The following is a 21,121-nucleotide window of genomic DNA, read 5'->3' on the forward strand; positions in this document are numbered from 1 at the left end:
TCAATTATGAAACGACTAATTATGATCGTAGCCTTAGGTGCTACACTAGGATTACAAGCACAAGCATTTAAAGGAAAAGGCGATGTGAAAGGGCAGGTTGGCGCTACCTTTCAAGACGGCGGTAATGGTATCGCAGTGACCGCCGATTTCGGGATAGGAGAAAACATCTCGTTGGGAATCATGACCAATTATATTTTGAATGTGGAACACGATTTGAGTTTTAAGCCCCGTTTTGAAGACCGAGCCGATTTGCGCTTACGTTTTAATGCCAATATTGGAAACGTATTCAAAATAGATGAAAAACTAGATATTTATCCCGGCTTAAGTTTGGGCTTGCGTAACTTCGGGGGACATCTGGGCTTGCGTTACTTTTTTACTAACGGTTTCGGATTGTATACCGAGTTTAGCGCTCCTTTTTCACGATATGATTCCGATGTGGTAGGGTACGAATACTATAACAATCAGTTCTTGTTCAATATCGGCGCATCCTTTAATTTATAAATCCGCCGAAGCGAATGACTCCAATTGAAAAAAATTACACGACCGCAGTGGCGGAGTTTGTGAAATAAGTGGTACCATCTAAGCGTTAAAGGTCTATACTGTTGCACCAAGGGCTACAGAAAGTCTGGAAAATAGTCTTTTATTGACCTAAAAATTAATCGACCAAATCAATCATCCTGAGACCACCAACCCCAACGATTGGCGCGGTTTAAGCGACAGTATGTGGAACGAACATCTGCCCATACAAGTGCTATCCTGGCGCATCTTGGCCCGTTTGAAAATCAACGATTTACTCGAGATGATGTATCTGGATAAAGACGGTTTGGAATGGGCAAAAGCTACCGGAGAAGGAGAAGAAGATGAAGGCAAAATCATTCACAAAGATTGTAATGGGAATATCTTAAATGATGGAGATTCCGTGTTGTTAATCAAAGATTTGGATGTAAAAGGTGCTAATTTTACGGCCAAACGTGGCGCTGCGGTTCACAACATCAAGTTGGTTTGGGACAACGCCGATCAAATCGAAGGTCGGGTCGAAGGGCAATATATCGTCATTCTGACGCAGTATGTGAAGAAAACGAAAAAATTTTATTAGTTACAACAAAAAAAAGCGCTCTATAAAAACTAGGACGCTTTTCTTTTCTCTTCTTCTTTTCTCTTTTCTCTAAAAAGAAATTATAAATCAAACTTAATTCCTTGTGCCAAGGGCAAACTTGTAGAATAGTTGATGGTATTCGTTTGACGACGCATATACACTTTCCATGCATCTGATCCTGATTCGCGGCCACCTCCGGTTTCTTTTTCACCTCCAAAAGCACCCCCAATCTCTGCTCCTGAGGTACCGATATTTACATTGGCAATACCACAATCTGAACCAGCAGCCGACAAGAAGGCTTCGGCTTCGCGCAAATTATTGGTCATAATCGCTGAAGACAAACCTTGGGCCACACCGTTCTGAATTTCAATCGCTTCATTCACATCCCCACTGTATTTCAACAAATACAATACGGGAGCAAAGGTTTCGTGTTGCACAATGGCAAAATCGTTTTTAGCTTCAGCAATAGCGGGTTTCACATAACAACCGCTTTCATAACCAGGTCCCGTAAGTACGCCGCCTTCCACCAAAATTTTACCCCCTTCAGCCACTACTTGTGCCAAGGCTTTGTTGTATTGTTCTACCGCATGGGTGTCGATAAGCGGCCCCACGTGATTGTTTTGATCCAACGGATTTCCAATACGCAACTGCCCGTAAGCGGCCACAATAGCGTCTTTTACTTTATCATAAATACTTTCGTGAATAATCAAACGACGGGTTGAGGTACATCGCTGTCCCGCGGTTCCTACAGCTCCAAAAACCGCCCCGATAACCGTCATTTTTATATCGGCATCGGGCGTGACAATAATGGCATTGTTTCCACCCAATTCCAATAAAGAACGACCCAAACGTGCCGCTACTTCTTGGGCTACAATTTTACCCATACGGGTCGAACCGGTAGCGGAGACCAACGGAACACGAGTATCGCGATTTAACAATTGACCAATTTTGTAATCGCCATTGATTAAACAAGAGATTCCTTCGGGCAAGTTGTTTTCACGCAAAACTTCGGCGATGATGTTTTGACAGGCGACGCCGCACAACGGTGTTTTTTCAGACGGTTTCCACACACAAACGTCACCACAAATCCAAGCCAAAGCCGTATTCCACGACCAAACGGCAACAGGGAAGTTGAAGGCCGAAATGATTCCGACCACGCCCAGCGGATGGTATTGTTCATACATGCGGTGGGAAGGACGTTCCGAGTGCATCGTTAATCCGTGCAATTGACGCGATAAACCGACGGCAAAGTCACAGATATCAATCATCTCTTGTACTTCACCCAAACCTTCTTGGTAGGATTTTCCCATTTCATAAGAAACCAATTTCCCAAGCGGTTCTTTATATTGACGTAATTTTTCTCCAAATTGACGCACGATTTCGCCGCGCTTTGGGGCTGGCATCAAACGAAAGGTTTTAAAGGCTTCGGTAGCCGCTTGCATTACTTTTTCGTAATCGGCTTCGGTGGAAGCTTTTACTTTAGCAATTAATTGGCCGTCTACAGGGGAGTAACTTTCGATTAATTCACCTCCCGAAAACCAATGGCTTCCTGTAGAAGTTCCTTCGTTTACCGCTTTAATTCCTAAGAGTTCCAAGGCTTCGGTCATACCGAATTGTTGTGCAATAGTTGCCATATATTCTAGTTTGTTTGTTGGGTCAAAAATAACGGATTCTCGCGTAAAAAAAAGCTATTTTATAAAATTCGGATGGACAGGCATTACTGTACCACATTGGGTACATTTTCGCAAGGTTTCGGAGGTGTAAAAGACTTTAAAATGCGGTAAAAAATCGGTTTCAATGTCGGTCAATTCAAAATAAACTTCGTGGAGTTTATGATTGCATTGGCCACAAAACCATAGCAATCCATCTTTATAGCCTTGGTTTTCGCGCTTTCGTTCAATCACCAAACCAATAGAACCTTCCGTTCGGGCCGGGGAATGCGGTGTGCGCGCAGGAAGTAAAAACATGTCGCCAGGGCCCAAAGCGATAGCCTTTTTTTCACCGTCTTCTTGAATGTAAACCGTAATATGTCCTTCCAATTGGTAAAAAAGTTCTTCCGTTTCGTTGTAATGAAAATCATTGCGGGCATTGGGACCACCAACAATCATGACGATGTAGTCTCCTGAATCGACATAGAGGTTTTTATTGGCCACTGGAGGTTGCAAAAGGTGTTTGTTGTTTGCAATCCATTGCGGAAGATTAAAGGGTTTTGCCGCTGCCATAGGGATAGAAATTAAGATACAAAATTAGGACACGAAAGGTACAAAATTAAAAAGTCAGCAGCTGCTGACTTTTGCTATTATTTTACTTCCCGAACGAGGTAAACATACACCGGAAAGTGGTCGCTGTAGCCAATTTCGGTGAGCGTATGCCTCAAGGGATAGCCTTTATATTGGCCAAAATTTTGAATCATATAGGGTTTGTTGTAAATCCCAGCTTTCCAGTATTGGAATTTCTTATAGTCTTTATCAATAAAACCTTCTGAAACCATGATTTGATCAAAAATATCACCGGCATCACGGTGGAATAAGGTCGCATGTCCTTTGTAAAACATTTCTTCAAAAGGATTGTAAATTCCTTTTTCCTTTACCTCCTCTTTTTTGCGTTTGGCGCCAATACCTTCTTTTACACTTTTATTGTAGGTACCGTCATTCAAGTCGCCCATGGTAATGATTTTTGCTTTGGGGTTAATGGCAAACAACGAATCCATAATCTTACGGTTCAACAAACCAGCGGCTTCACGAAACGGCGCACTCTTTTTTTCACCACCCGAACGAGAAGGCCAGTGGTTGACAAGGATACTCACTTCTTCACCATCCAACAACCCAGTTACCAACAATTGATCACGGGTATAGACACGATCGGAGGATTTGTCGGCTTCCACTTTATCGTCGGATTCCTCTTTTTCCTTGTCTTTGTCTTTATCGCCTTTTCCTTCCATACTTCGATAAATATAAAGTGGAATACTGATGTAACTGGTGGGTTTGAAATGTTTTTTCTGATACAGCAATGCAACATCGATACCGCGTTTGTCGGGCGAATCAAAATGGATGATGCCGTAATCTTTATTGACCAACAAGGGTTGTTTTACCAAATCTTCCAAAACCCCACGGTTTTCAATTTCACAACCTCCAATAAGCACAGGGCTATTGGTTTGTTGCTCTCCTGTTCCAATTTCAGAAAGCACTTTGGAAAGATTATGTAATTTCTGACGGTATTTTTTATGGGTCCAATTTTGAGCTCCGTTTGGCAACCATTCCTCATCATTATTCTCTTGGTTAATGGTGTCAAACAAGTTTTCGAAATTGTAAAAGGCTACGGTGTGGAGTTCGAATTTCCCTTGAGAAAATAGAGCGTTTGTTGCTAATATGGCAAAAACAAACACGATATTTTTAATTTTCTTCATTTTGGTCAATTTAAATTAAAGTTAAGCTTGTGCAAACTTCACGCCAAAAGTAAATATTATAATGAAAAAATGTACCTTTGCTGGCTGTTAAGTTTATCTTAACTTTTTTTATATCAAAATTAACATTGCTTTATTTATGAAAAAACTTGTTTATGTTACTTTACTGCTCCTTCAGTGCTGGGCTGCCGTAGCGCAATCTGGAGGCGGAGTGAAAGGTAAAGTAGTGGAAACGAAGACGAACAAGGCCTTGCAAAACGTCATCGTTTCTATTCAGAACACCAACTTTACCCAAGTGACCAACCGCGAGGGGGAGTTTGTATTCAACGATTTAAAATCTGGAGCTGTCCTTTTGAAAGTGAGTAGCACTGGATTTAAAGACCAACTTCTAAGTGTAGAAGTCGCAAAGGGACAAATCTCTGATTTAGGATTGATTATCTTGGAAGAGGATGTGACCTTGGAGCAGCAAATCAACTTGATTACAATTCTTGAAAACGATTTAAATGATGACAACAGCGGTTCTGAAAATACAGCGGGATTGTTGCAAGCTTCTCGGGATACTTATCAACAAGCCGCCGCGTTCAACTGGGGACAAGCTCGTTTCCGTATCCGTGGTTTAGACAATGAATATGCTACCACTATGATTAATGGTGTGGTGATGAATAAATTGTTGGACAACCGTCCGCAATGGGGGAACTGGGGGGGACTTAACGATGCTACGCGTAACCAGGAATTTACCATGGGTTCAGCACCTTCTGATTATACCTTCGGTGGAATTTTAGGAACGCAAGAAATCAATACCCGCGCATCAATCTACCGTAAAGGCACCCGTTTGTCGTATGCTGGAACCAATACCAATTACAACTGGCGTGCCATGGCTACCCATGCTTCAGGAATGAATGCCGATGGATGGGCGTTTGTAATCTCGGCCTCGCGTCGTTGGGCACAAGAAGCGTATTTTGAAGGAACCGATTATTCTGCAAATTCGCTTTTTGCTAGCATTGAAAAACGAATCAACGATAACCATAGTTTGAACTTAACCACCATTTATGCACAAAACCGTCGGGGTCGTAACTCTTCCAATACCGACGAAATCAACAGTATTGCAGGAGTGAACTACAACTCTTTCTGGGGTTGGCAAGATGGGGAAAAACGCAATTCTCGTGACCGTGAGGTGGACGAACCCATTTTAATGCTTACACACTATTGGAAATTAAGTGACAAAACACGTTTGACCTCCAATGTAATGTACCAGTTCGGTAAAATCGGAAACTCGCGTTTGGACTTCGTGAATGCAGCGAATCCTGATCCAACCTATTACCAAAACTTACCCAGTTATTTTACCTCTTTGTATGAAAATGATCCTTCTGTGGTACCCGCTTCTGCTTACCAACCTGGAGGTTTAGGAGGTGTATTTACGCCCAACTTGGTGGGAGCTATGGACGCGCCGTTTTTAACCCAACGTCAAATCGATTGGAATGCCATGTACCGCGCCAATACAACGCCTATCTTGGATGCCAATGGAAATGAAATAGGTCGTCAAGCCGCTGAAAGTAAATACGTTTTGTATGAAGACCGTACGGATGATAACTTATTTGTCGCCAATACCATCTTAAGTTCACAGCTTGCCGATAACATTGTGATGAATGGGGGAGCAAGCTACAGTCGTTTGAAATCAGCCAACTTCCAAATGTTGACCGACTTATTAGGGGGTTCTCATTTTGTAGATATCGATCCATTTCAGTCTGGAACAGCACAACAACCCGACTTAAATAATCCGAATCGTCGTGTAGGTGAAGGGGATAAATATGGGTACAACTACAACTTGTTTGCCGACCATATCGACGCCTTTACACAATTTAAGTTTACCTACAGAAAAGTGGATTTTTATTTGGGGCAGTCCTTTAGCCGCAAAACATACCAACGTGAAGGGTTATACCGAAATGGAATTTACGCCAACTCTTCTTTCGGGAAAAGTGAAAAAGTTGATTTTGACAATTTTGGATTCAAAGGAGGGTTAACCTACAAAGTTACAGGTAAACACTTCCTGACCATGAACAGTCTTTTCATGACCAAAGCGCCATCGATGCGTAATGTGTTTTTCAATGCCCGTTTGAGCAATACTCCGATTCGCAATTTAGAAAGCGAGCGCGTGTCTAACTTGGATTTGAGTTATGCGATCAAAACGCCAACCTTCAAAGCGCGTATCACAGCATACTACGCCAACATTCAAAATGCTACCGAAACCTCTTTCTTCTTTGCTGAGGGAGCTTTTGAAGATAACGATGGCGATGGAGGCGATGCTTTCGTAGCTGAGATTGTTACGGGATTGGATAAATTGAATTTTGGAGCGGAGTTAGGTTTGGAATACCAAATCACGTCCACCATTAAAGCTACTGCGGCGGCTTCCTATGGACAGTTTACGTACAACAGCAATCCAAATGTAGTGTTGAACGATGACACCCGAGCGGCCCGTGGATTGTCGACTTTAGTGAATTTAGGAGAATCTAAATTGAAAAACTACCGTCAACCGGGTATCCCTAATCAAGCGTATGCCGTCGGTTTAGAATACCGCGATCCTAAGTTCTGGTGGGTAGGAGCCAATGTGAACTACTTGGCCGATACGTATTTGGATGTTTCTTCTGTATTACGCACCAATAGTTTCTTGCGTAATCCATTAGATGACAATGGATTCCAATTCCCCGAAGCCACTCAAGAACGTGTAGATCAATTGTTGAAACAAGAAAAATTCGATCCCTACACACTTGTTAACTTAACCGGAGGAAAATCGTGGAGAATTTCTGGTAAAAACCCAATCACCTTGGGATTATTTGCCACGTTAAATAATATCTTTGATGTACGCTATAAAACAGGCGGATTTGAGCAAGCACGTAATGCCAATTTCCGTGAGTTAAACCAAGATGTATCCAGTGGAACTCCTGCTTTTGCACCACGTTATTTCTACGGTTTCGGACGTACCTATTTCTTCAACTTTTACATTAATTTCTAAAAAAATAAAAGCACAATATGAAAACAACTTTTTTTAAACCCGTTCTTGCGCTAACGCTTTTAGCAAGTACTTTTGTCGGTTGTGTGAACGACGATGATTACGATACTCCTCAAGTAAATTGTATCGAAACGACCTTGGTAAAAACCAAAGAAGTTTCTCAAATTACTGCGGGATCTACCGTAGCACAGTACACCCAAAACGATGTGATTGAAGCCTATGTAGTTTCTTCCGATAAAGGGGGTAACTTCTTCAAATCGATTTCTTTTCAAACGATTCCAACTTTAGCCAATCCTATTCCTTCTGCGTTCAGTGTGCCTGTAGATGTGACGTCAACGTTTATTACGTTTGAACCCGGACGTAAAGTATTGATCAAAATGAAAGATTTATACACCGACGTAAGTAATGGAGGCCGTCGTTTTGGAGGCTTGTTTGTGAATACATCTGGAACGGCGTCTGTTGGTCGTTTGGCGCCAGCGCTGTACCGTTCGGTTTTGAACAAAGCCTGTACCATTGTTCCTGAAGATCAATTGAAGCGTACCTTGACGATTCCTCAATTGTTGAATGATGCCAACATCAATACTTTGGTTGAATTGGATAATGTTCAGTTTTCCAACCAAGCGATTACGACTACATATTATGATGCTAATAATGACTTAGGTGGTGCGACAAATCACTTGTTGGTAGACGCCGATGGAAATACAGTAATTTTCCGTACCAGTAGTTTTGCCAACTTTGCTTCACGTCCTGTAGCTTCTGGCCGTGGAAAAGTGCGTGGTATTTTGACAAAATTTGGTTCTGACTACCAGTTTGTTGCCCGCACTGAAGAAGATATTCAATTGACAGGACCTCGTTTGGTGCCTTTGTTCTCTGAAAATTTCGAAGGAATTGCCAACACAGGAAACAATCAATTCATTGCTTTACCCGGATGGAGTAACGTGTCAATGAATGGTGGAAATGAACGTTGGGAAGCTCGTATCTTCAGTGGAAATAAATATGCGCAGTTTTCTCCTTTTGGATTAACGCCAGCTGAAAACAACGTAGATACGCGTTTAATTACACCGGGTATCAATTTGACAGGTACCACCGGAGCTTTCTTGCGTTTTGGGTCTAAAATTGGTTTTGCCAATGGTGAAGCGGTAACCGTTTGGATTTCGACCAACTATAATGGTTCAGGATTGGCTGCAGATGTAAATGCTGCTACTTGGACACAATTGCCGGCTACTTTTGCACCACAGACGAGCAGTTTCCCAACCAACTTTACCAGTTCAGGAAATGTGGATTTATCAGCGTATACCGGAACAGTATACATTTCGTTCCGTTATGTAGGCGGTACCAATAATATTAACTCTACGTACCAAATTGACAACATTGAAGTTATTGCACAATAAGATGAAGAAGTTCGTATTCCTTTTAATGGCACTCCCCTTGCTTTTTACCGCTTGTGGAGAAGACGAAGAGACGTTTGTGCAACAAAATTACCTCGTGGGCAAATGGGAAATTACTCAAACGGGTACTATGAATGCACAAGGCGCCATCAACTACACCAATTATGTAAATGATGCCAATTGTGATAAAGACAATTACATCTTTAATGCCGATCTTACGTATCAACAAAACGATTTTGTGAATTCAGGAACGTGTACCAACCAATCGATTTCGGGAACGTACAACCGTTTGTCGACTAATCTAACGTTGCGTTATACTACAAATGTTGGCGGAACACCACAAGTGGTAAACCAATCGCTAACCATAGTGTCGTTAACGTATACCGAAATTGTGGTGGCTTACACCACCACTAACTCCAATCAATTGGTGTACTTAAAAATGACTAAAGTATAATCTATTCGATACCGAAATGTCCAAAAAGAGAGCCTCAATTTTGAGGCTCTCTTTTTTAATCCAATTGTTCAGTTAATTTCTTAAATGTGCTTTTGGCATCTTTTCCTTCATACAAAACGGCATAGACCGCATCAATAATGGGCGTTTTTTCTTTATACTCTTGATTGAGTTTGTAGGCACTTTTTACGGCGTAATAGCCTTCAGCGACCATACTCATTTCCATCATGGCCGATTTGACCGTATACCCTTTTCCAATCATGTTTCCAAACATGCGGTTGCGGGAAAAAACGGAATATCCCGTCACCAACAAATCGCCCAAATAGGCCGAATTATTGATATTGCGTTTCATGCGGTGCACTTTTTTGATGAACTTTTTCATTTCACGAATGGCATTACTCATTATTACCGATTGGAAATTATCGCCATAGCCCAAACCATGCGCAATCCCGGCCGCAATGGCGTAAATGTTTTTCAACATAGCCGCATATTCCGTACCAATGATGTCATCGGAGGTTTTGGTCTTGATGTAATTTCCCGCCAATAGTTTGGCCATAACACGTGCCTTTTTAGTATCCCCACAGGCAATGGTCAAATACGATAAACGCTCAAGCGCAACTTCTTCGGCATGACAAGGCCCCGTGATTACTCCAATATTGTGGTAAGGAATCGCATACGTAGTATGAAAATGTTCGCCAACAATCAAAAATGTTTCGGGCACAATTCCTTTGATAGCAGAAAAGATAATCTTATCGTCTAGGCTCACGGTCAACTTTTCCAATTCACGGCTTAAAAAGGCCGAAGGAATGGCAAAAATCACATAATCGGCATAGGCAACAGCTTCATTGATGTCTTGTGTCAACCGTAATTTGGTAATATCAAATTCCACCGAACTCAAATAGTTCGGATTGTGTTTATACGCTTTCAAATGATCAATGGCCGAACCGTTGCGCATGTACCAGGCAATTTCGTCCAAGTTAACGCATAGCATTTTGGCGATAGCTGTGGCCCAACTGCCGCCACCTATCACCGCAACTTTAGGTTGTTTTTGCATGTGTGTGGGTTTGATTTTTCAAAAATAGGTTTTTTATTTTGGCTACCCAAGATTCCACCGAAACGGGACCTTAAAAACTTTAACGTTTATTTTAACACAGCAAACTACAATTTCGAGTTTTTACCCTCGTTATCCTTTCAAAGGTTAGTTTAGTGAATTTTTGTTTTGGGTTGAAAAAAAGGCGTTCGGTTTTAAACGGAACGCCTTTTGTGTTGTAAGTAGTTGGATTAATAACTGAGCGTTACAATTTCGCGCACTTTTTCAAGGGTTACATTTTGTCGTTCTCCAAGGCCCAACCAACCGCGTTCTTCAAAGCGTTGCACGATGAAATCTGCTGTGCCTTCTATGTTGTCAGCATTTTCTGAAATACGGGTTTTCATGTCCATCGTATGGAAAAAGTTTACGGTTTTGTCAATCGCAGCTTTGGCAATTTCGTCAGGAGTTCCTGTTAAATTCCAAACGCGTTGCCCGTATTGGGCCAATTTTTCTTTTTTCGTTTCAAACATCACTCGGTAGAGGTTCGGACCGATAATCGCTAACGTACGGGCATGATCAATCTCATACAAAGCGGTCAATTCGTGTCCAATCATGTGGGTCGCCCAATCGGAAGGAACTCCTTTTTGAATCAAACCGTTCAAAGCCATCGTCGCCGACCACACAAAATTGGACGCCAATTTATAATCGGTAGGGTTTTCGACTACCGAGGGGCCAATTTCAATCAAGGTTTGCAAAATACTTTCTGCAATACGGTCTTGCAACTGTGCGTCATGAGGATAAGTTAAATACTGTTCCATTACATGGGTAAACGCGTCGACCACTCCGTTTTGCAATTGCCGTTTGGGTAACGAGGCAATAACCGTAGGGTCTACAATCGAGAATTTCGGAAACAGAGCACTGCCGCCTAAGGTCAATTTTTCTTGGGTTGCATCGATGGTAACTACGGCCCCTGAATTCATTTCCGAACCCGTCGCAGGTAAGGTCAATACCGTTCCAAATGGCACACAAACCAAAGCGTCTTTAAACAAAATGCGTTGCTTTAAAATTTCAATCGCATCGCCGGGATAGTTGACCGCGGCCGAAATAAATTTCACGCCATCAATCACACTTCCTCCACCAATCGCCAAAACAAAGCCAATGTTTTCAGCACGAATCAATTCCACCGCCTTCATCAAGGTTTCATACCGCGGATTGGGTTCGATACCCCCAAATTCGATACAATCATACCCTGCCAAAGCGGTTTTTACTTGGTCATAGACGCCATTTTTAAAGATACTTCCTCCGCCATACGCCAACAAGATTTTGGTGTTTTTGGGCGTTACTTCGGCCAATTTTGCGATTTGTCCACGGCCAAAAATATAATTGACAGGATTGTATAGTTCAAAATTATTCATCATTCAAAAAATTAAACCCCAAAGGTAATTCATTCCCCTTATAACGGGTGGTAAGGGAATGTTAAGGTTCAAACTACGGTATTAAACTTATTTTCTTTTTAATTTATTTAGAAAAAGAAAGTTTGGGTGATCGTTACTTTTTTGCAACCCACCGATGGAGTAGAAATAAACCAAAACCAACTACAAAAAAAAGGGAGATATATTCAGGAACTTTTTTATCCATTAATTTGGCTCCTAATTGAATTGTAGCTCCAATAAAAAGGAAAATTAACCCCAAAAAGCGCAATTGAGAGCGAAGAAGGGTGAAGAGGGTTTTTTCTTCACGATTTACGTCGGAATTGTTATGAGTTGTCTTCATATCTAAAACTATTATTTTATCGATACAACAAATTCGCATCTACATATGCCCATACCGCATCGGGGAGTAGCGGACGAACATTTTTCTGTTGCGCAATGCCCTCGCGTATCGCCGTTGAGGAAATTTCTACTACGGGTGCGTTAATCTTGTGCACGTGCGGATGCTGCAGCAATTCGTGTAAAGCTTCACCCGCGGCTATACGCGGATAGACATAAATCGCGTGGTGTTGTAAAATGTACTCGTAATTCTTCCATTTGTGTAGCGAATTCAGATTATCTTCCCCCATGATTAAGGCAAATTCATGTTGAGGAAACTTCTCCAACAAATGTATCAATGTATTCACGGTATAATTGGGCTGTGGTAATTTAAATTCAATATCCGAAGGCTTGATTTTCGGATAGGCTTCTGTTGCCAAATGCACCAAATGTAGGCGCTGGTAATCGTCCAATAACGTGCGTTTCTCCTTATGCGGATTGTGCGGCGTTACCACCATCCAAACCTGATCCAAATCGGAATACTCTGCCAAATGATTTGCAATAATCATATGCCCCACATGAATGGGGTTGAAGGTGCCAAAGTAAAGACCTATTTTCATAGAGTGACTAGTGATTAGTAACTAGTGACTAGTTCCGATATTTCAGGAGTGTCTAGTTACGAGTATTTTTATGTTGTAAAGTAAGAACTTTTTTTAATGTAATGTTTTCGAAAATGCATTTATCATTTTACCCTCTTCTTGGGTTAGATGAAGAATAACACGCATTAATTGATCATCAGTGATATAGTGAAAACGTTCGGCTAGTAGTAACTGAGTTTCTAATTCGTAAAGTGAACCTCTTGCTATTGCGAGAAAATATATAAATGATCGATTTGAATTTCTTCCAAATCCCTCTGCAATGGTTGAAGGAATTGACAGAGCACAGCGTATAATTTGGTTAGTTAAAATGTCTTTTTCTTCTTTTGGGAATGATTTTACAAGTCGAAAAACAGCTTCTGTGATATCTATTCCTTTTCTCCAAATATGGAGATCTTTGTGGCTTTAAATTGAACTCATTATGGCTTAAATTTAAAAGTCAAATATATAAATTTCAGCTATAATCATCAACAAGATTACTGTTTACTGATTGCTGTTTACTGTTTTCTTTACACTGAAATCATGAATTATCTTTCTTTCTAATATTTTTATAAAATTTAAAACCGAGCATAATCAGAATGGAGAAACCAATAATCCCCATCACACCATAAATCCAGTCGATAGCGTTTTTTAAAATCACCAAAAAGACTACCGCAAATAAGATTATCGTCGCGCCTTCGTTCCATAATCGCATGAAGTTGGAGGAATAGCGGGTGTCGTCGTTTTGCAACTGCTTGTAAATTTGATGGCACTTCAAATGATACGCAAAAAGAAGTGCTACAAATCCTAATTTCACTTGCATCCATGGCATGAACAACCACTCCGGATTCAAATGAAGTAAGGTCAGGGCAAATAATGTCGCCAACACCGCACTCGGCCATGTGATGATATACCACAAGCGATAGGTCATGATTTTGTATTGCGCCCCCAGGATATCTTTTTCGGGGGAAGGTTTGGATTGCGCTTCAATTTGATACACAAACAACCGAACAATGTAAAAGAGTCCGGCAAACCAAGTGATCACAAAAATCAAGTGCAAGGCTTTTATGTTGTTATAGAGATCCATGGATAGGTTTCAGGTTTCAAGTTTCAGGTTTCAAGTTTCAGGTTATTTAACTTGTAACTTAAAATAAGATTTAGTTTTTCCAATCGTTAATCCAATTGGCCACCACTTGGCACCATTCGTCTTCGTCGTTTAAACAGGGTACGGCAAAAAATTCTCTCCCACCGTTTTCAATAAATTCTTCGTTGGCACGCATGGCAATTTCTTCCAAAGTTTCCAAACAATCCGATACAAATGCGGGTGTAACTACCGCTAATTTTTTGATCCCTTTCTTCGGCATTTTGTTGATTTCAACATCGGTGTAGGGCGTTAACCATTTGTCACCAGCCAAACGCGATTGGAAGGTTTGACTGTATTTTCCTTCAGGGATTCCCAATAATTCTACGACTTGACGCGTGGTTTCATAACATTGGTGACGGTAGCAAAACTCATGGGCTGGAGAAGCCGTGACACAACATTTGTTGTCTATTGTACAATGCGATTTGGTAACATCCGTTTTGCGAATATGGCGTTTTGGAATGCCGTGGTACGAAAACAACAAATGATCGTATTCAAAGCCTTCCAAATGTTTTTTGATCGAATGAGCCAATGCTTGGATGAAATCGGGTTTATTGTAAAAGGCGGGCACTTTGGTGATTTTCATTTCCTGGAAATGCTTTTGTTGCAATTCATCGGCCAATGCCCAAATTGTAGTTGTAGATGCCATAGCATATTGTGGGTACAAGGCCAATAACATCACGTCCGTTACGCCTTTGTCTTTTAATTCTTGTAACCCTTTTTGAATCGTCATGGTGCCATAACGCATGGCCAAAGCCACAGGAACATCCACAAGTTTTTCCACCTTATGGTGCATTTTTTTCGAAATCACAATCAAAGGCGACCCTTTCTCAGTCCAAATTTGACTATAGGCTTCGGCCGATTTTTTGGGACGCGTTTGCAAAATTATTCCGCGCACCAATAATGCTCTTAATAAATAAGGCACGTCAATAACGTATTTATCCATTAAAAATTCGTCCAAATACGGCTTAACATCTTTTGGGGTCGGACTTTCAGGCGAACCAAGATTGACTAATAATACTCCTTTCATGTGTAGCAATTTATTTTTTTAAACGATTGAAATTAATTTTTTTGATAGTGTTAAAAAGGGTTGACAGATGCAAAACCAATTCGATTATGTATTGACTTGCAAACTCATCAGGTATTTTTTGGGTGTGGTACCAAATTTTTTCTTGAATGCTGCAATAAAATGACTGCCGGTGCTATATCCCACTTTGAGCCCGACTTCATTGACATTATACGAGCCGCTATCCAAGAGTTTTCGTGCATAATCCATTTTGTAATCAAACAAAAAGCCGTACACCGTGTCGCCATAGATCTGTTTGAATCCCATTTTTAATTTTTTCAAGTTCAAACCCACTAGATCAGCCAACTCTTGTAATCCGGGCGGCTCGGCCATGTTAGCAATTACGAGTTCTTTGGCCTTGCGGATTTTCAATACATTTTCTTCATCAATCAAAAACGGACATTGTTCGGCATTCGGGTCTTCCGAGCGGTTAAAGTACAAACTTAGTAACTCATAACTCTTGCCTTTGTAATAGAGATTTTTGATGGAAGGATTGAGGTTGTAATGAAATAGTTGACTCAACACGATGGCCATTGACGGACTAATGTTGTGTTCCTTATAATATTTCTTATCGATGTTTTCTTCACTCAAAAACGGAATATTTTCGGTGTCGGAAGAAAACAATTTGTGTAGCTTTTTGATCGAAATCAAAATCGAAATCAACCACGTATTAGGCAAAACTTCCAATTGAATCGGCAATTCCTTTTGGGGATTATAAAAAAGTAATGACTTTTCCTCCTTTAACTCCAACGCATAATTCCCATCGTTAAAGACGAATTTGGCTTTTCCTTTTAACCCAAAATGAAACTGAATCAGTCCTTGCGATACCCCGCGTTTTACAGGATAATTCTCTGTTCCATCATTTTGAAAACGAATCAACAAAAAGTCTTCTTCAATTTTTATTTCTTCAAAAGAACCCATAGCGATATTTTTTTGTATATAATACCCAACGGAAGACGATTTTATTATTTAGAATGAATCTATATAATATCGTTGTTAAGCCCCGTGATTGGTACAAATTTAAAATAAATAACGGAAAAAGTTCGAATCGCGTTAGAAATTACATCAAGCGACACAAAAAGTCCTTGGAGCGTTATTTTTTAAAATTAGTAACCCCGTAACTTTGTTCAACTTTTAGGAAAAAGCCCCTACATGGAAAACGGAATTAAGATTAAACATTCCTCCTTTTATGCAATTGGATTGAGTTACAAGAAAGCTGATGCCGAAACGCGTGGTCGTTTTAGTTTGGATGCCTTGGCTCAAGCGAAGCTGTTACAACAAGCGCAAGAAGAAAATATTGAGTCGTTAATTGTGACCTCTACGTGCAACCGAACTGAGATTTATGGTTTTGCCCAACATCCTTTTCAATTGATTAAATTGTTGTGTGAGAACAGCCGCGGAACGGTCGAAGAATTTCAAAAAGTGGCCTACGTATATAAAGGTGCTGATGCCATAAACCACATGTTCCGAGTTGGAACTGGTCTGGATAGTCAGATTTTAGGGGATTTCGAAATCATTAGTCAGTTGAAAACTGCTTTTGCGCAAAGCAAAGAAGAACAATTGGTCAATGCTTTTTTGGAGCGTTTGGTCAATTCGGTGATTCAAGCAAGTAAAAAAATAAAAACAGAAACCGAAATTTCTACCGGAGCCACGTCGGTTTCTTTTGCAGCGGTGCAATACATCTTCAAAAATGTAGAGGCTATTTCAAATAAAAACATCCTACTTTTTGGAACGGGTAAAATTGGTCGCAACACCTGTGAGAATTTGGTCAAACATACTAAACACAGTCATATCACCTTAATCAATCGTACCAAAGACAAAGCCGAACGTTTGGCAAGAAAACTAAATGTCATCGTTAAAGATTATGCCGATTTACAATTGGAAATTCAAAATGCCGATGTATTAGTGGTGGCAACAGGAGCCCAAAACCCAACAGTAGACAAAGCGATTTTGAATTTGAAAAAGCCGTTGACGATTTTGGATTTATCCATTCCCAAAAATGTACATGAAAATGTGATGGAAATTCCGGGTGTTACCTTGGCGCACATGGATCAATTATCGCAAATCACGGACGATACTTTAGAAAACCGTAAGCAACATATTCCAGCAGCCGAAGCGATTATTGAAGAAATTAAAGAAGAATTTATCGCGTGGACCAAGCAACGTAAATTTGCCCCAACCATTCATGCCTTGAAAGCGAAATTGAATTCCATCAAGGAAGGTGAATTGAACGTGCAACGCAAAAAAATGTCCAATTTCGACGAAGAACAAGCGGAAATCATTACCGCCCGCATCATACAAAAAATTACCAACCATTTTGCCAATCACCTTAAAGATGAAAACACGCCCGTCGATGAAAGTATCGAATGGATAGAAAAAGTTTTCCAATTGGCATCCTCTGAAAAATAAGATGAGTAAAACAATACGCATCGGAACCCGCGACAGCGAACTCGCCCTTTGGCAAGCCAAAACGGTAGAAAAACAGCTGAACAACTTGGGGTGCCGCACCGAAATTATTGCTGTAAAGTCTCAAGGCGACTTAGTACTGGACAAACCCTTGTACGAACTTGGGATCACCGGAATTTTTACCAAAACCTTGGACATTGCTATGATCAAAGGCGAAGTGAATATCGCCGTGCATTCCATGAAAGATGTCCCAACCGCTTTACCGCAAGGCATTGTTCAAGCGGCCGTTTTACCTCGTGCCAATGTGTTGGACATCTTGGTGCATAAAGGTTCGACTGAGTTCCTTGAAACTACAGCGACTATTGCAACGGGAAGTTTACGCCGTCAAGCGCAATGGCTCAACCGTTATCCCCAGCATACCGTGGTGGATTTACGCGGAAATGTCAACACCCGAATGCAAAAATTAAACGATAACGATTGGAGTGGTGCCGTATTTGCCGCTGCCGGTTTGGAGCGCTTAGGATTTATTCAAAAAAATGAAGTCAAAAGCCCCTCTTTTGGAGGGGTTGGGAAGGCTTTGGATTGGATGATACCCGCACCCGCACAAGGCGCTATGGTGGTAGTCGCCATGGAAAATGATCATCATGCCCTCGAAGCCTTAGCGCAACTCAATGATATTGAAACCGAAGTGTGTACTGCCATCGAACGTCAATTTTTACGCACGCTTGAAGGAGGTTGTACCGCCCCAATCGGTGCTATAGCAAAATATGATGAAGCCCAAGATGAAATCCAATTTCACGGTGTTTTATTATCCATCGATGGAAAAGAAAAATTGGAAATTCAACGCAATTTCCCAATCAATGAATGGAAAAAATTAGGGTTTCATTGTGCCAAAGAAATCCTTGACAACGGCGGTGCTGCCTTAATGGAACGCATCAAAACCCAGTTGAAAAAGTAAATTAAGTTCCAACGTTCTTAGAAAAAATGACTACCCTACTGTCCACAAAATCCCTGACTGAATCCCAACGCCAACTGCTGGCGGAAGCAGGTCTGTCGGTTGTGGAACAGGAGTTTATTCGTGTACAGTTGTTACCCATGCCCACATTCGAATGGCAACACAATCTGTTGTTTACGAGTCAGCAAGCGGTGAAAAGTGTCGTGGTTCAAAAAGCAATTTCTTACCCCGAAAACCATACCGTTTTTTGTGTGGGCGAAAAAACAAAAACAGCCCTTGAAGCAGTAGGATTTATCGTGAAAGCCTCTTTTGAATCGGCAACAACTTTGGCCAATCATCTTATTGATTCAGAAGTGAATCACTTCGATTTCTTTTGTGGGAACCGTCGATTGGATACATTGCCCACACGTTTAATCCAAAAGGGGAAAAACTTGCGTGAAATCGTGGTGTATTCCACCGAAAATCAAGCCCTAAAAATAGAAACACCTATCGATGGCGTACTCTTTTTTAGTCCGTCGGGTGTGGAGAGTTACTTGGAGAAAAATACACTCGAAACACTACCTTGTTTTTGCATTGGCTCCACAACAGCTGCCGCATTACAAGGAATCACTCAAAATATTCACATTGCGCCAACTCCCACCGTGGAGGCCACGCTACAACTCAGTATAGACTATTTTAAACGCTGAATTACTATTCGGCTAAACGATAAATTATGATTAAAAACGACCTTTTTTTACGTGCTTTAAATAACGAAAAAGTAGAACGTCCGCCCGTGTGGATGATGCGTCAAGCCGGACGCTATTTGCCTGAATTCCGTGCACTTCGCGATAAATATGATTTTTTCACCCGTTGCGAAACACCCGAATTAGCCGCCGAAATCACCGTACAACCGATTCGTATTGTACAGCCCGATGCCGCTATTTTGTTTTCGGATATTTTGGTTGTGCCACGCGCTATGGGTATTCACGTCGAACTCAAAGACAATTTGGGCCCGATTATTCCCAATCCTATCCGCACGATGGAGCAAGTGGATCAAGTTTTTGTGCCGAATATTCAGGAAACTTTAGGCTATGTGATGGATGCCGTGAAATTGACCAAAGAAATGTTGAATGATGAGGTGCCTTTAATCGGTTTCGCCGGTTCGCCTTGGACGATTTTCTGTTATGCTGTAGAAGGTAAAGGGTCGAAAAGTTTTGATACCGCCAAAGGATTTTGTTTCTCCAATCCCGTAGCGGCACATACCTTATTACAGAAAATCACCGACACGACCATTTTATACTTAAAAGAAAAAGTAAATGCAGGTGTGAATGCGGTACAAATTTTTGACTCTTGGGGTGGCATGTTGTCTCCAGCCGATTATCAAGAGTTTTCATGGAAATACATCAACCAAATCGTCGATGCTTTAGCCGAAGAAACCAAAGTCATCGTGTTCGGAAAAGGCTGTTGGTTTGCCCTAAGCGAGATGGCCCAATCCAAAGCTTCGGCGTTAGGAGTAGATTGGACGTGCTCGGCGCGAAATGCCCGTTATTTAACCGGTGGGAACATTACCTTACAAGGAAATTTCGATCCCAGTCGCTTGTTGTCACCCATTCCAACCATCAAAAAAATGGTCCACGAAATGATTGACGCGTTTGGCAAAGACAATTACATCGTGAATCTTGGCCACGGCATTCTACCCAATATTCCGGTCGATCATGCCAAAGCCTTTATTGAAGCGGTGAAAGAATATAATCAGTAATCAGAGGGCAGTGTTCAGTGAACAGGTCGCATGTTCATAAATCAGTAAATCGTGAGCAATATTCAGAATTAGTGCTCTGCGACTGAAAACTGCGACTGAAAACTAAAATTTTATGAAGGAAAAATTTTTATCCTATATCCATAATCTTCAAGATCAGATTTGTTCGGGTCTCGAAGTCATTGACGGTTCTACCAAATTTCGAGAAGATCTTTGGGACCGACCCGAAGGTGGCGGCGGTCGAACACGCGTAATCGAGAATGGTCAGATTTTTGAAAAAGGCGGCGTGAATATTTCGGCGGTTCATGGCAAATTGCCCGACTCAATGCAGCAAATGTTCAAGGTAGGTGAAGCTGATTTCTTTGCTTGTGGCTTGAGTTTGGTTATTCACCCCAAGAATCCTATGGTGCCAACCGTACATGCCAATTGGCGCTATTTTGAAATGTACGATGCCCAAGGCGAGATCATGCAGAGTTGGTTCGGCGGCGGACAAGATTTAACACCCTATTATTTGTTTGATGAAGATGCGGTTCATTTTCATCAAACGTGTAAAATCGCCTGTGATGCGCACGATCCTTCGTTTTATCCCAAATATAAAAAACAATGTGATGCCTATTTTTGGAACGCCCATCGCAAAGAAGCCCGTGGCGTCGGTGGCTTGTTTTTTGATTATTTAAAAGCGGACGAACAGCATTCCATGAACGATTGGTACCGCTTTGTCACCGAAGTCGGGAACAGTTTCTTGCAAGCTTTTGTTCCCATTATTGAACGAAGAAAAGACATGCCGTATACGGAGGCACAACGGACTTGGCAGGAAATTCGCCGCGGCCGTTATGTCGAATTCAATTTGGTACACGATAAAGGCACATTGTTCGGACTCAAAACCAACGGACGGATTGAATCCATATTAATGAGTTTACCTCCGTATGTTCAGTGGGTGTATGATCATCATCCAGAGTCGGGAAGCGAAGAAGCGCGATTGTTGGAAGTTTTGGCGCAACCTGTGGAGTGGGTTTGAAGTGACTAGTGACTAGTTATTAGTGACTGGTGATTAGAGACT

The 21,121-nt window shown here is 41.3% G+C and carries 20 protein-coding genes; 10 read left to right on the forward strand and 10 right to left on the reverse strand.

Annotated elements, in window-relative coordinates:
- The first annotated feature begins 6 nt into the window (after nt 1-6).
- Complete coding sequence (locus ABWO12_RS03945) at nt 7-501, forward strand: DUF6646 family protein (protein WP_353087416.1); 495 nt, start codon at nt 7-9, stop codon at nt 499-501.
- A 220-nt stretch (nt 502-721) separates the two neighbouring features.
- On the forward strand, nt 722-1,096 hold the full coding sequence (locus tag ABWO12_RS03950; RefSeq protein WP_353087418.1) for an alkylphosphonate utilization protein: 375 nt from the start codon (nt 722-724) through the stop codon (nt 1,094-1,096).
- Nucleotides 1,097-1,176: 80 nt separating this feature from the next.
- Here the strand turns inward: ABWO12_RS03950 and amaB are convergent, their stop codons facing one another.
- From amaB to ABWO12_RS03965, 3 genes are all read right to left on the reverse strand, one after another.
- Complete coding sequence (gene amaB / locus ABWO12_RS03955) at nt 1,177-2,730, reverse strand: L-piperidine-6-carboxylate dehydrogenase (RefSeq protein WP_353087420.1); 1,554 nt, start codon at nt 2,728-2,730, stop codon at nt 1,177-1,179.
- A 54-nt stretch (nt 2,731-2,784) separates the two neighbouring features.
- Nucleotides 2,785-3,318 (reverse strand): 3-hydroxyanthranilate 3,4-dioxygenase, encoded by a 534-nt coding sequence (locus tag ABWO12_RS03960; protein ID WP_353087422.1) that lies wholly within the window; start codon nt 3,316-3,318, stop codon nt 2,785-2,787.
- 77 nt (nt 3,319-3,395) lie between these two features.
- A complete protein-coding gene (locus tag ABWO12_RS03965) occupies nt 3,396-4,502 on the reverse strand; it encodes an endonuclease/exonuclease/phosphatase family protein (protein WP_353087423.1) in 1,107 nt (368 codons plus the stop codon).
- Between the two features lie 136 nt (nt 4,503-4,638).
- On the opposite strand from ABWO12_RS03965, the gene ABWO12_RS03970 reads away from it, so the two are divergent.
- The 3 genes from ABWO12_RS03970 to ABWO12_RS03980 are packed head-to-tail and all read left to right on the forward strand — an operon-like array spanning nt 4,639 to nt 9,348.
- Nucleotides 4,639-7,509, forward strand: a complete 2,871-nt coding sequence (locus ABWO12_RS03970; protein WP_353087424.1) for a carboxypeptidase-like regulatory domain-containing protein — start codon at nt 4,639-4,641, stop codon at nt 7,507-7,509.
- Nucleotides 7,510-7,526: 17 nt separating this feature from the next.
- Nucleotides 7,527-8,897: a DUF5689 domain-containing protein gene (locus tag ABWO12_RS03975; RefSeq protein WP_353087426.1), complete on the forward strand. Its 1,371-nt coding sequence runs from the start codon at nt 7,527-7,529 to the stop codon at nt 8,895-8,897.
- Nucleotide 8,898: 1 nt separating this feature from the next.
- Complete coding sequence (locus ABWO12_RS03980; protein ID WP_353087428.1) at nt 8,899-9,348, forward strand: lipocalin family protein; 450 nt, start codon at nt 8,899-8,901, stop codon at nt 9,346-9,348.
- Between the two features lie 55 nt (nt 9,349-9,403).
- On the opposite strand, the gene ABWO12_RS03985 is transcribed toward ABWO12_RS03980, so the two are convergent.
- The 7 genes from ABWO12_RS03985 to ABWO12_RS04015 form a co-directional block, all read right to left on the reverse strand.
- The gene (locus tag ABWO12_RS03985) at nt 9,404-10,399 is read right to left on the reverse strand and encodes an NAD(P)H-dependent glycerol-3-phosphate dehydrogenase (RefSeq protein WP_353087429.1); all 996 of its coding nucleotides are present in this window, start codon (nt 10,397-10,399) and stop codon (nt 9,404-9,406) included.
- Nucleotides 10,400-10,626: 227 nt separating this feature from the next.
- Complete coding sequence (locus ABWO12_RS03990) at nt 10,627-11,790, reverse strand: iron-containing alcohol dehydrogenase (protein ID WP_353087459.1); 1,164 nt, start codon at nt 11,788-11,790, stop codon at nt 10,627-10,629.
- A gap of 374 nt (nt 11,791-12,164) precedes the next feature.
- The gene (nadD, locus tag ABWO12_RS03995; RefSeq protein ID WP_353087431.1) at nt 12,165-12,743 is read right to left on the reverse strand and encodes a nicotinate (nicotinamide) nucleotide adenylyltransferase; all 579 of its coding nucleotides are present in this window, start codon (nt 12,741-12,743) and stop codon (nt 12,165-12,167) included.
- Nucleotides 12,744-12,836: 93 nt separating this feature from the next.
- Nucleotides 12,837-13,166: a four helix bundle protein gene (locus ABWO12_RS04000; RefSeq protein WP_353087461.1), complete on the reverse strand. Its 330-nt coding sequence runs from the start codon at nt 13,164-13,166 to the stop codon at nt 12,837-12,839.
- 133 nt (nt 13,167-13,299) lie between these two features.
- Entirely contained in the window at nt 13,300-13,845 is a 546-nt protein-coding gene (locus ABWO12_RS04005; protein WP_353087433.1) for a CopD family protein, read from the reverse strand.
- A 70-nt stretch (nt 13,846-13,915) separates the two neighbouring features.
- Nucleotides 13,916-14,929: a ferrochelatase gene (hemH, locus tag ABWO12_RS04010; protein ID WP_353087435.1), complete on the reverse strand. Its 1,014-nt coding sequence runs from the start codon at nt 14,927-14,929 to the stop codon at nt 13,916-13,918.
- Between the two features lie 84 nt (nt 14,930-15,013).
- A complete protein-coding gene (locus ABWO12_RS04015) occupies nt 15,014-15,886 on the reverse strand; it encodes a helix-turn-helix domain-containing protein (protein ID WP_353087436.1) in 873 nt (290 codons plus the stop codon).
- 231 nt (nt 15,887-16,117) lie between these two features.
- Here ABWO12_RS04015 and hemA point away from each other — a divergent pair, with 231 nt between their 5' ends.
- From hemA to hemF, 5 genes are all read left to right on the forward strand, one after another.
- The gene (hemA, locus tag ABWO12_RS04020; protein WP_353087437.1) at nt 16,118-17,374 is read left to right on the forward strand and encodes a glutamyl-tRNA reductase; all 1,257 of its coding nucleotides are present in this window, start codon (nt 16,118-16,120) and stop codon (nt 17,372-17,374) included.
- Between the two features lies 1 nt (nt 17,375).
- Nucleotides 17,376-18,329, forward strand: a complete 954-nt coding sequence (gene hemC, locus ABWO12_RS04025) for a hydroxymethylbilane synthase (protein WP_353087438.1) — start codon at nt 17,376-17,378, stop codon at nt 18,327-18,329.
- 26 nt (nt 18,330-18,355) lie between these two features.
- Nucleotides 18,356-19,012: a uroporphyrinogen-III synthase gene (locus ABWO12_RS04030; RefSeq protein ID WP_353087440.1), complete on the forward strand. Its 657-nt coding sequence runs from the start codon at nt 18,356-18,358 to the stop codon at nt 19,010-19,012.
- Nucleotides 19,013-19,038: 26 nt separating this feature from the next.
- Nucleotides 19,039-20,064, forward strand: coding sequence for a uroporphyrinogen decarboxylase (gene hemE, locus ABWO12_RS04035; protein ID WP_353087442.1), 1,026 nt, complete (start codon nt 19,039-19,041; stop codon nt 20,062-20,064).
- 112 nt (nt 20,065-20,176) lie between these two features.
- Nucleotides 20,177-21,079 (forward strand): oxygen-dependent coproporphyrinogen oxidase, encoded by a 903-nt coding sequence (gene hemF, locus ABWO12_RS04040; protein WP_353087443.1) that lies wholly within the window; start codon nt 20,177-20,179, stop codon nt 21,077-21,079.
- The last annotated feature ends 42 nt before the right edge of the window (nt 21,080-21,121 follow it).

The sequence above is a fragment of the Flavobacterium sp. genome, from assembly GCF_040379285.1.
Taxonomy (GTDB): Bacteria; Bacteroidota; Bacteroidia; order Flavobacteriales; family Flavobacteriaceae; genus Flavobacterium.

Excerpts from the sequence above, each read along its gene's own strand:
- ABWO12_RS03945 (WP_353087416.1), top strand. The coding sequence starts at position 7 with ATGAAACGACTAATTATGATCGTAGCCTTAGGTGCTACACTAGGATTA.
- ABWO12_RS03950 (WP_353087418.1), top strand. The coding sequence starts at position 722 with ATGTGGAACGAACATCTGCCCATACAAGTGCTATCCTGGCGCATCTTG.
- amaB (WP_353087420.1), bottom strand. The coding sequence starts at position 2,730 with ATGGCAACTATTGCACAACAATTCGGTATGACCGAAGCCTTGGAACTC.
- ABWO12_RS03960 (WP_353087422.1), bottom strand. The coding sequence starts at position 3,318 with ATGGCAGCGGCAAAACCCTTTAATCTTCCGCAATGGATTGCAAACAAC.
- ABWO12_RS03965 (WP_353087423.1), bottom strand. The coding sequence starts at position 4,502 with ATGAAGAAAATTAAAAATATCGTGTTTGTTTTTGCCATATTAGCAACA.
- ABWO12_RS03970 (WP_353087424.1), top strand. The coding sequence starts at position 4,639 with ATGAAAAAACTTGTTTATGTTACTTTACTGCTCCTTCAGTGCTGGGCT.
- ABWO12_RS03975 (WP_353087426.1), top strand. The coding sequence starts at position 7,527 with ATGAAAACAACTTTTTTTAAACCCGTTCTTGCGCTAACGCTTTTAGCA.
- ABWO12_RS03980 (WP_353087428.1), top strand. The coding sequence starts at position 8,899 with ATGAAGAAGTTCGTATTCCTTTTAATGGCACTCCCCTTGCTTTTTACC.
- ABWO12_RS03985 (WP_353087429.1), bottom strand. The coding sequence starts at position 10,399 with ATGCAAAAACAACCTAAAGTTGCGGTGATAGGTGGCGGCAGTTGGGCC.
- ABWO12_RS03990 (WP_353087459.1), bottom strand. The coding sequence starts at position 11,790 with ATGAATAATTTTGAACTATACAATCCTGTCAATTATATTTTTGGCCGT.
- nadD (WP_353087431.1), bottom strand. The coding sequence starts at position 12,743 with ATGAAAATAGGTCTTTACTTTGGCACCTTCAACCCCATTCATGTGGGG.
- ABWO12_RS04005 (WP_353087433.1), bottom strand. The coding sequence starts at position 13,845 with ATGGATCTCTATAACAACATAAAAGCCTTGCACTTGATTTTTGTGATC.
- hemH (WP_353087435.1), bottom strand. The coding sequence starts at position 14,929 with ATGAAAGGAGTATTATTAGTCAATCTTGGTTCGCCTGAAAGTCCGACC.
- ABWO12_RS04015 (WP_353087436.1), bottom strand. The coding sequence starts at position 15,886 with ATGGGTTCTTTTGAAGAAATAAAAATTGAAGAAGACTTTTTGTTGATT.
- hemA (WP_353087437.1), top strand. The coding sequence starts at position 16,118 with ATGGAAAACGGAATTAAGATTAAACATTCCTCCTTTTATGCAATTGGA.
- hemC (WP_353087438.1), top strand. The coding sequence starts at position 17,376 with ATGAGTAAAACAATACGCATCGGAACCCGCGACAGCGAACTCGCCCTT.
- ABWO12_RS04030 (WP_353087440.1), top strand. The coding sequence starts at position 18,356 with ATGACTACCCTACTGTCCACAAAATCCCTGACTGAATCCCAACGCCAA.
- hemE (WP_353087442.1), top strand. The coding sequence starts at position 19,039 with ATGATTAAAAACGACCTTTTTTTACGTGCTTTAAATAACGAAAAAGTA.
- hemF (WP_353087443.1), top strand. The coding sequence starts at position 20,177 with ATGAAGGAAAAATTTTTATCCTATATCCATAATCTTCAAGATCAGATT.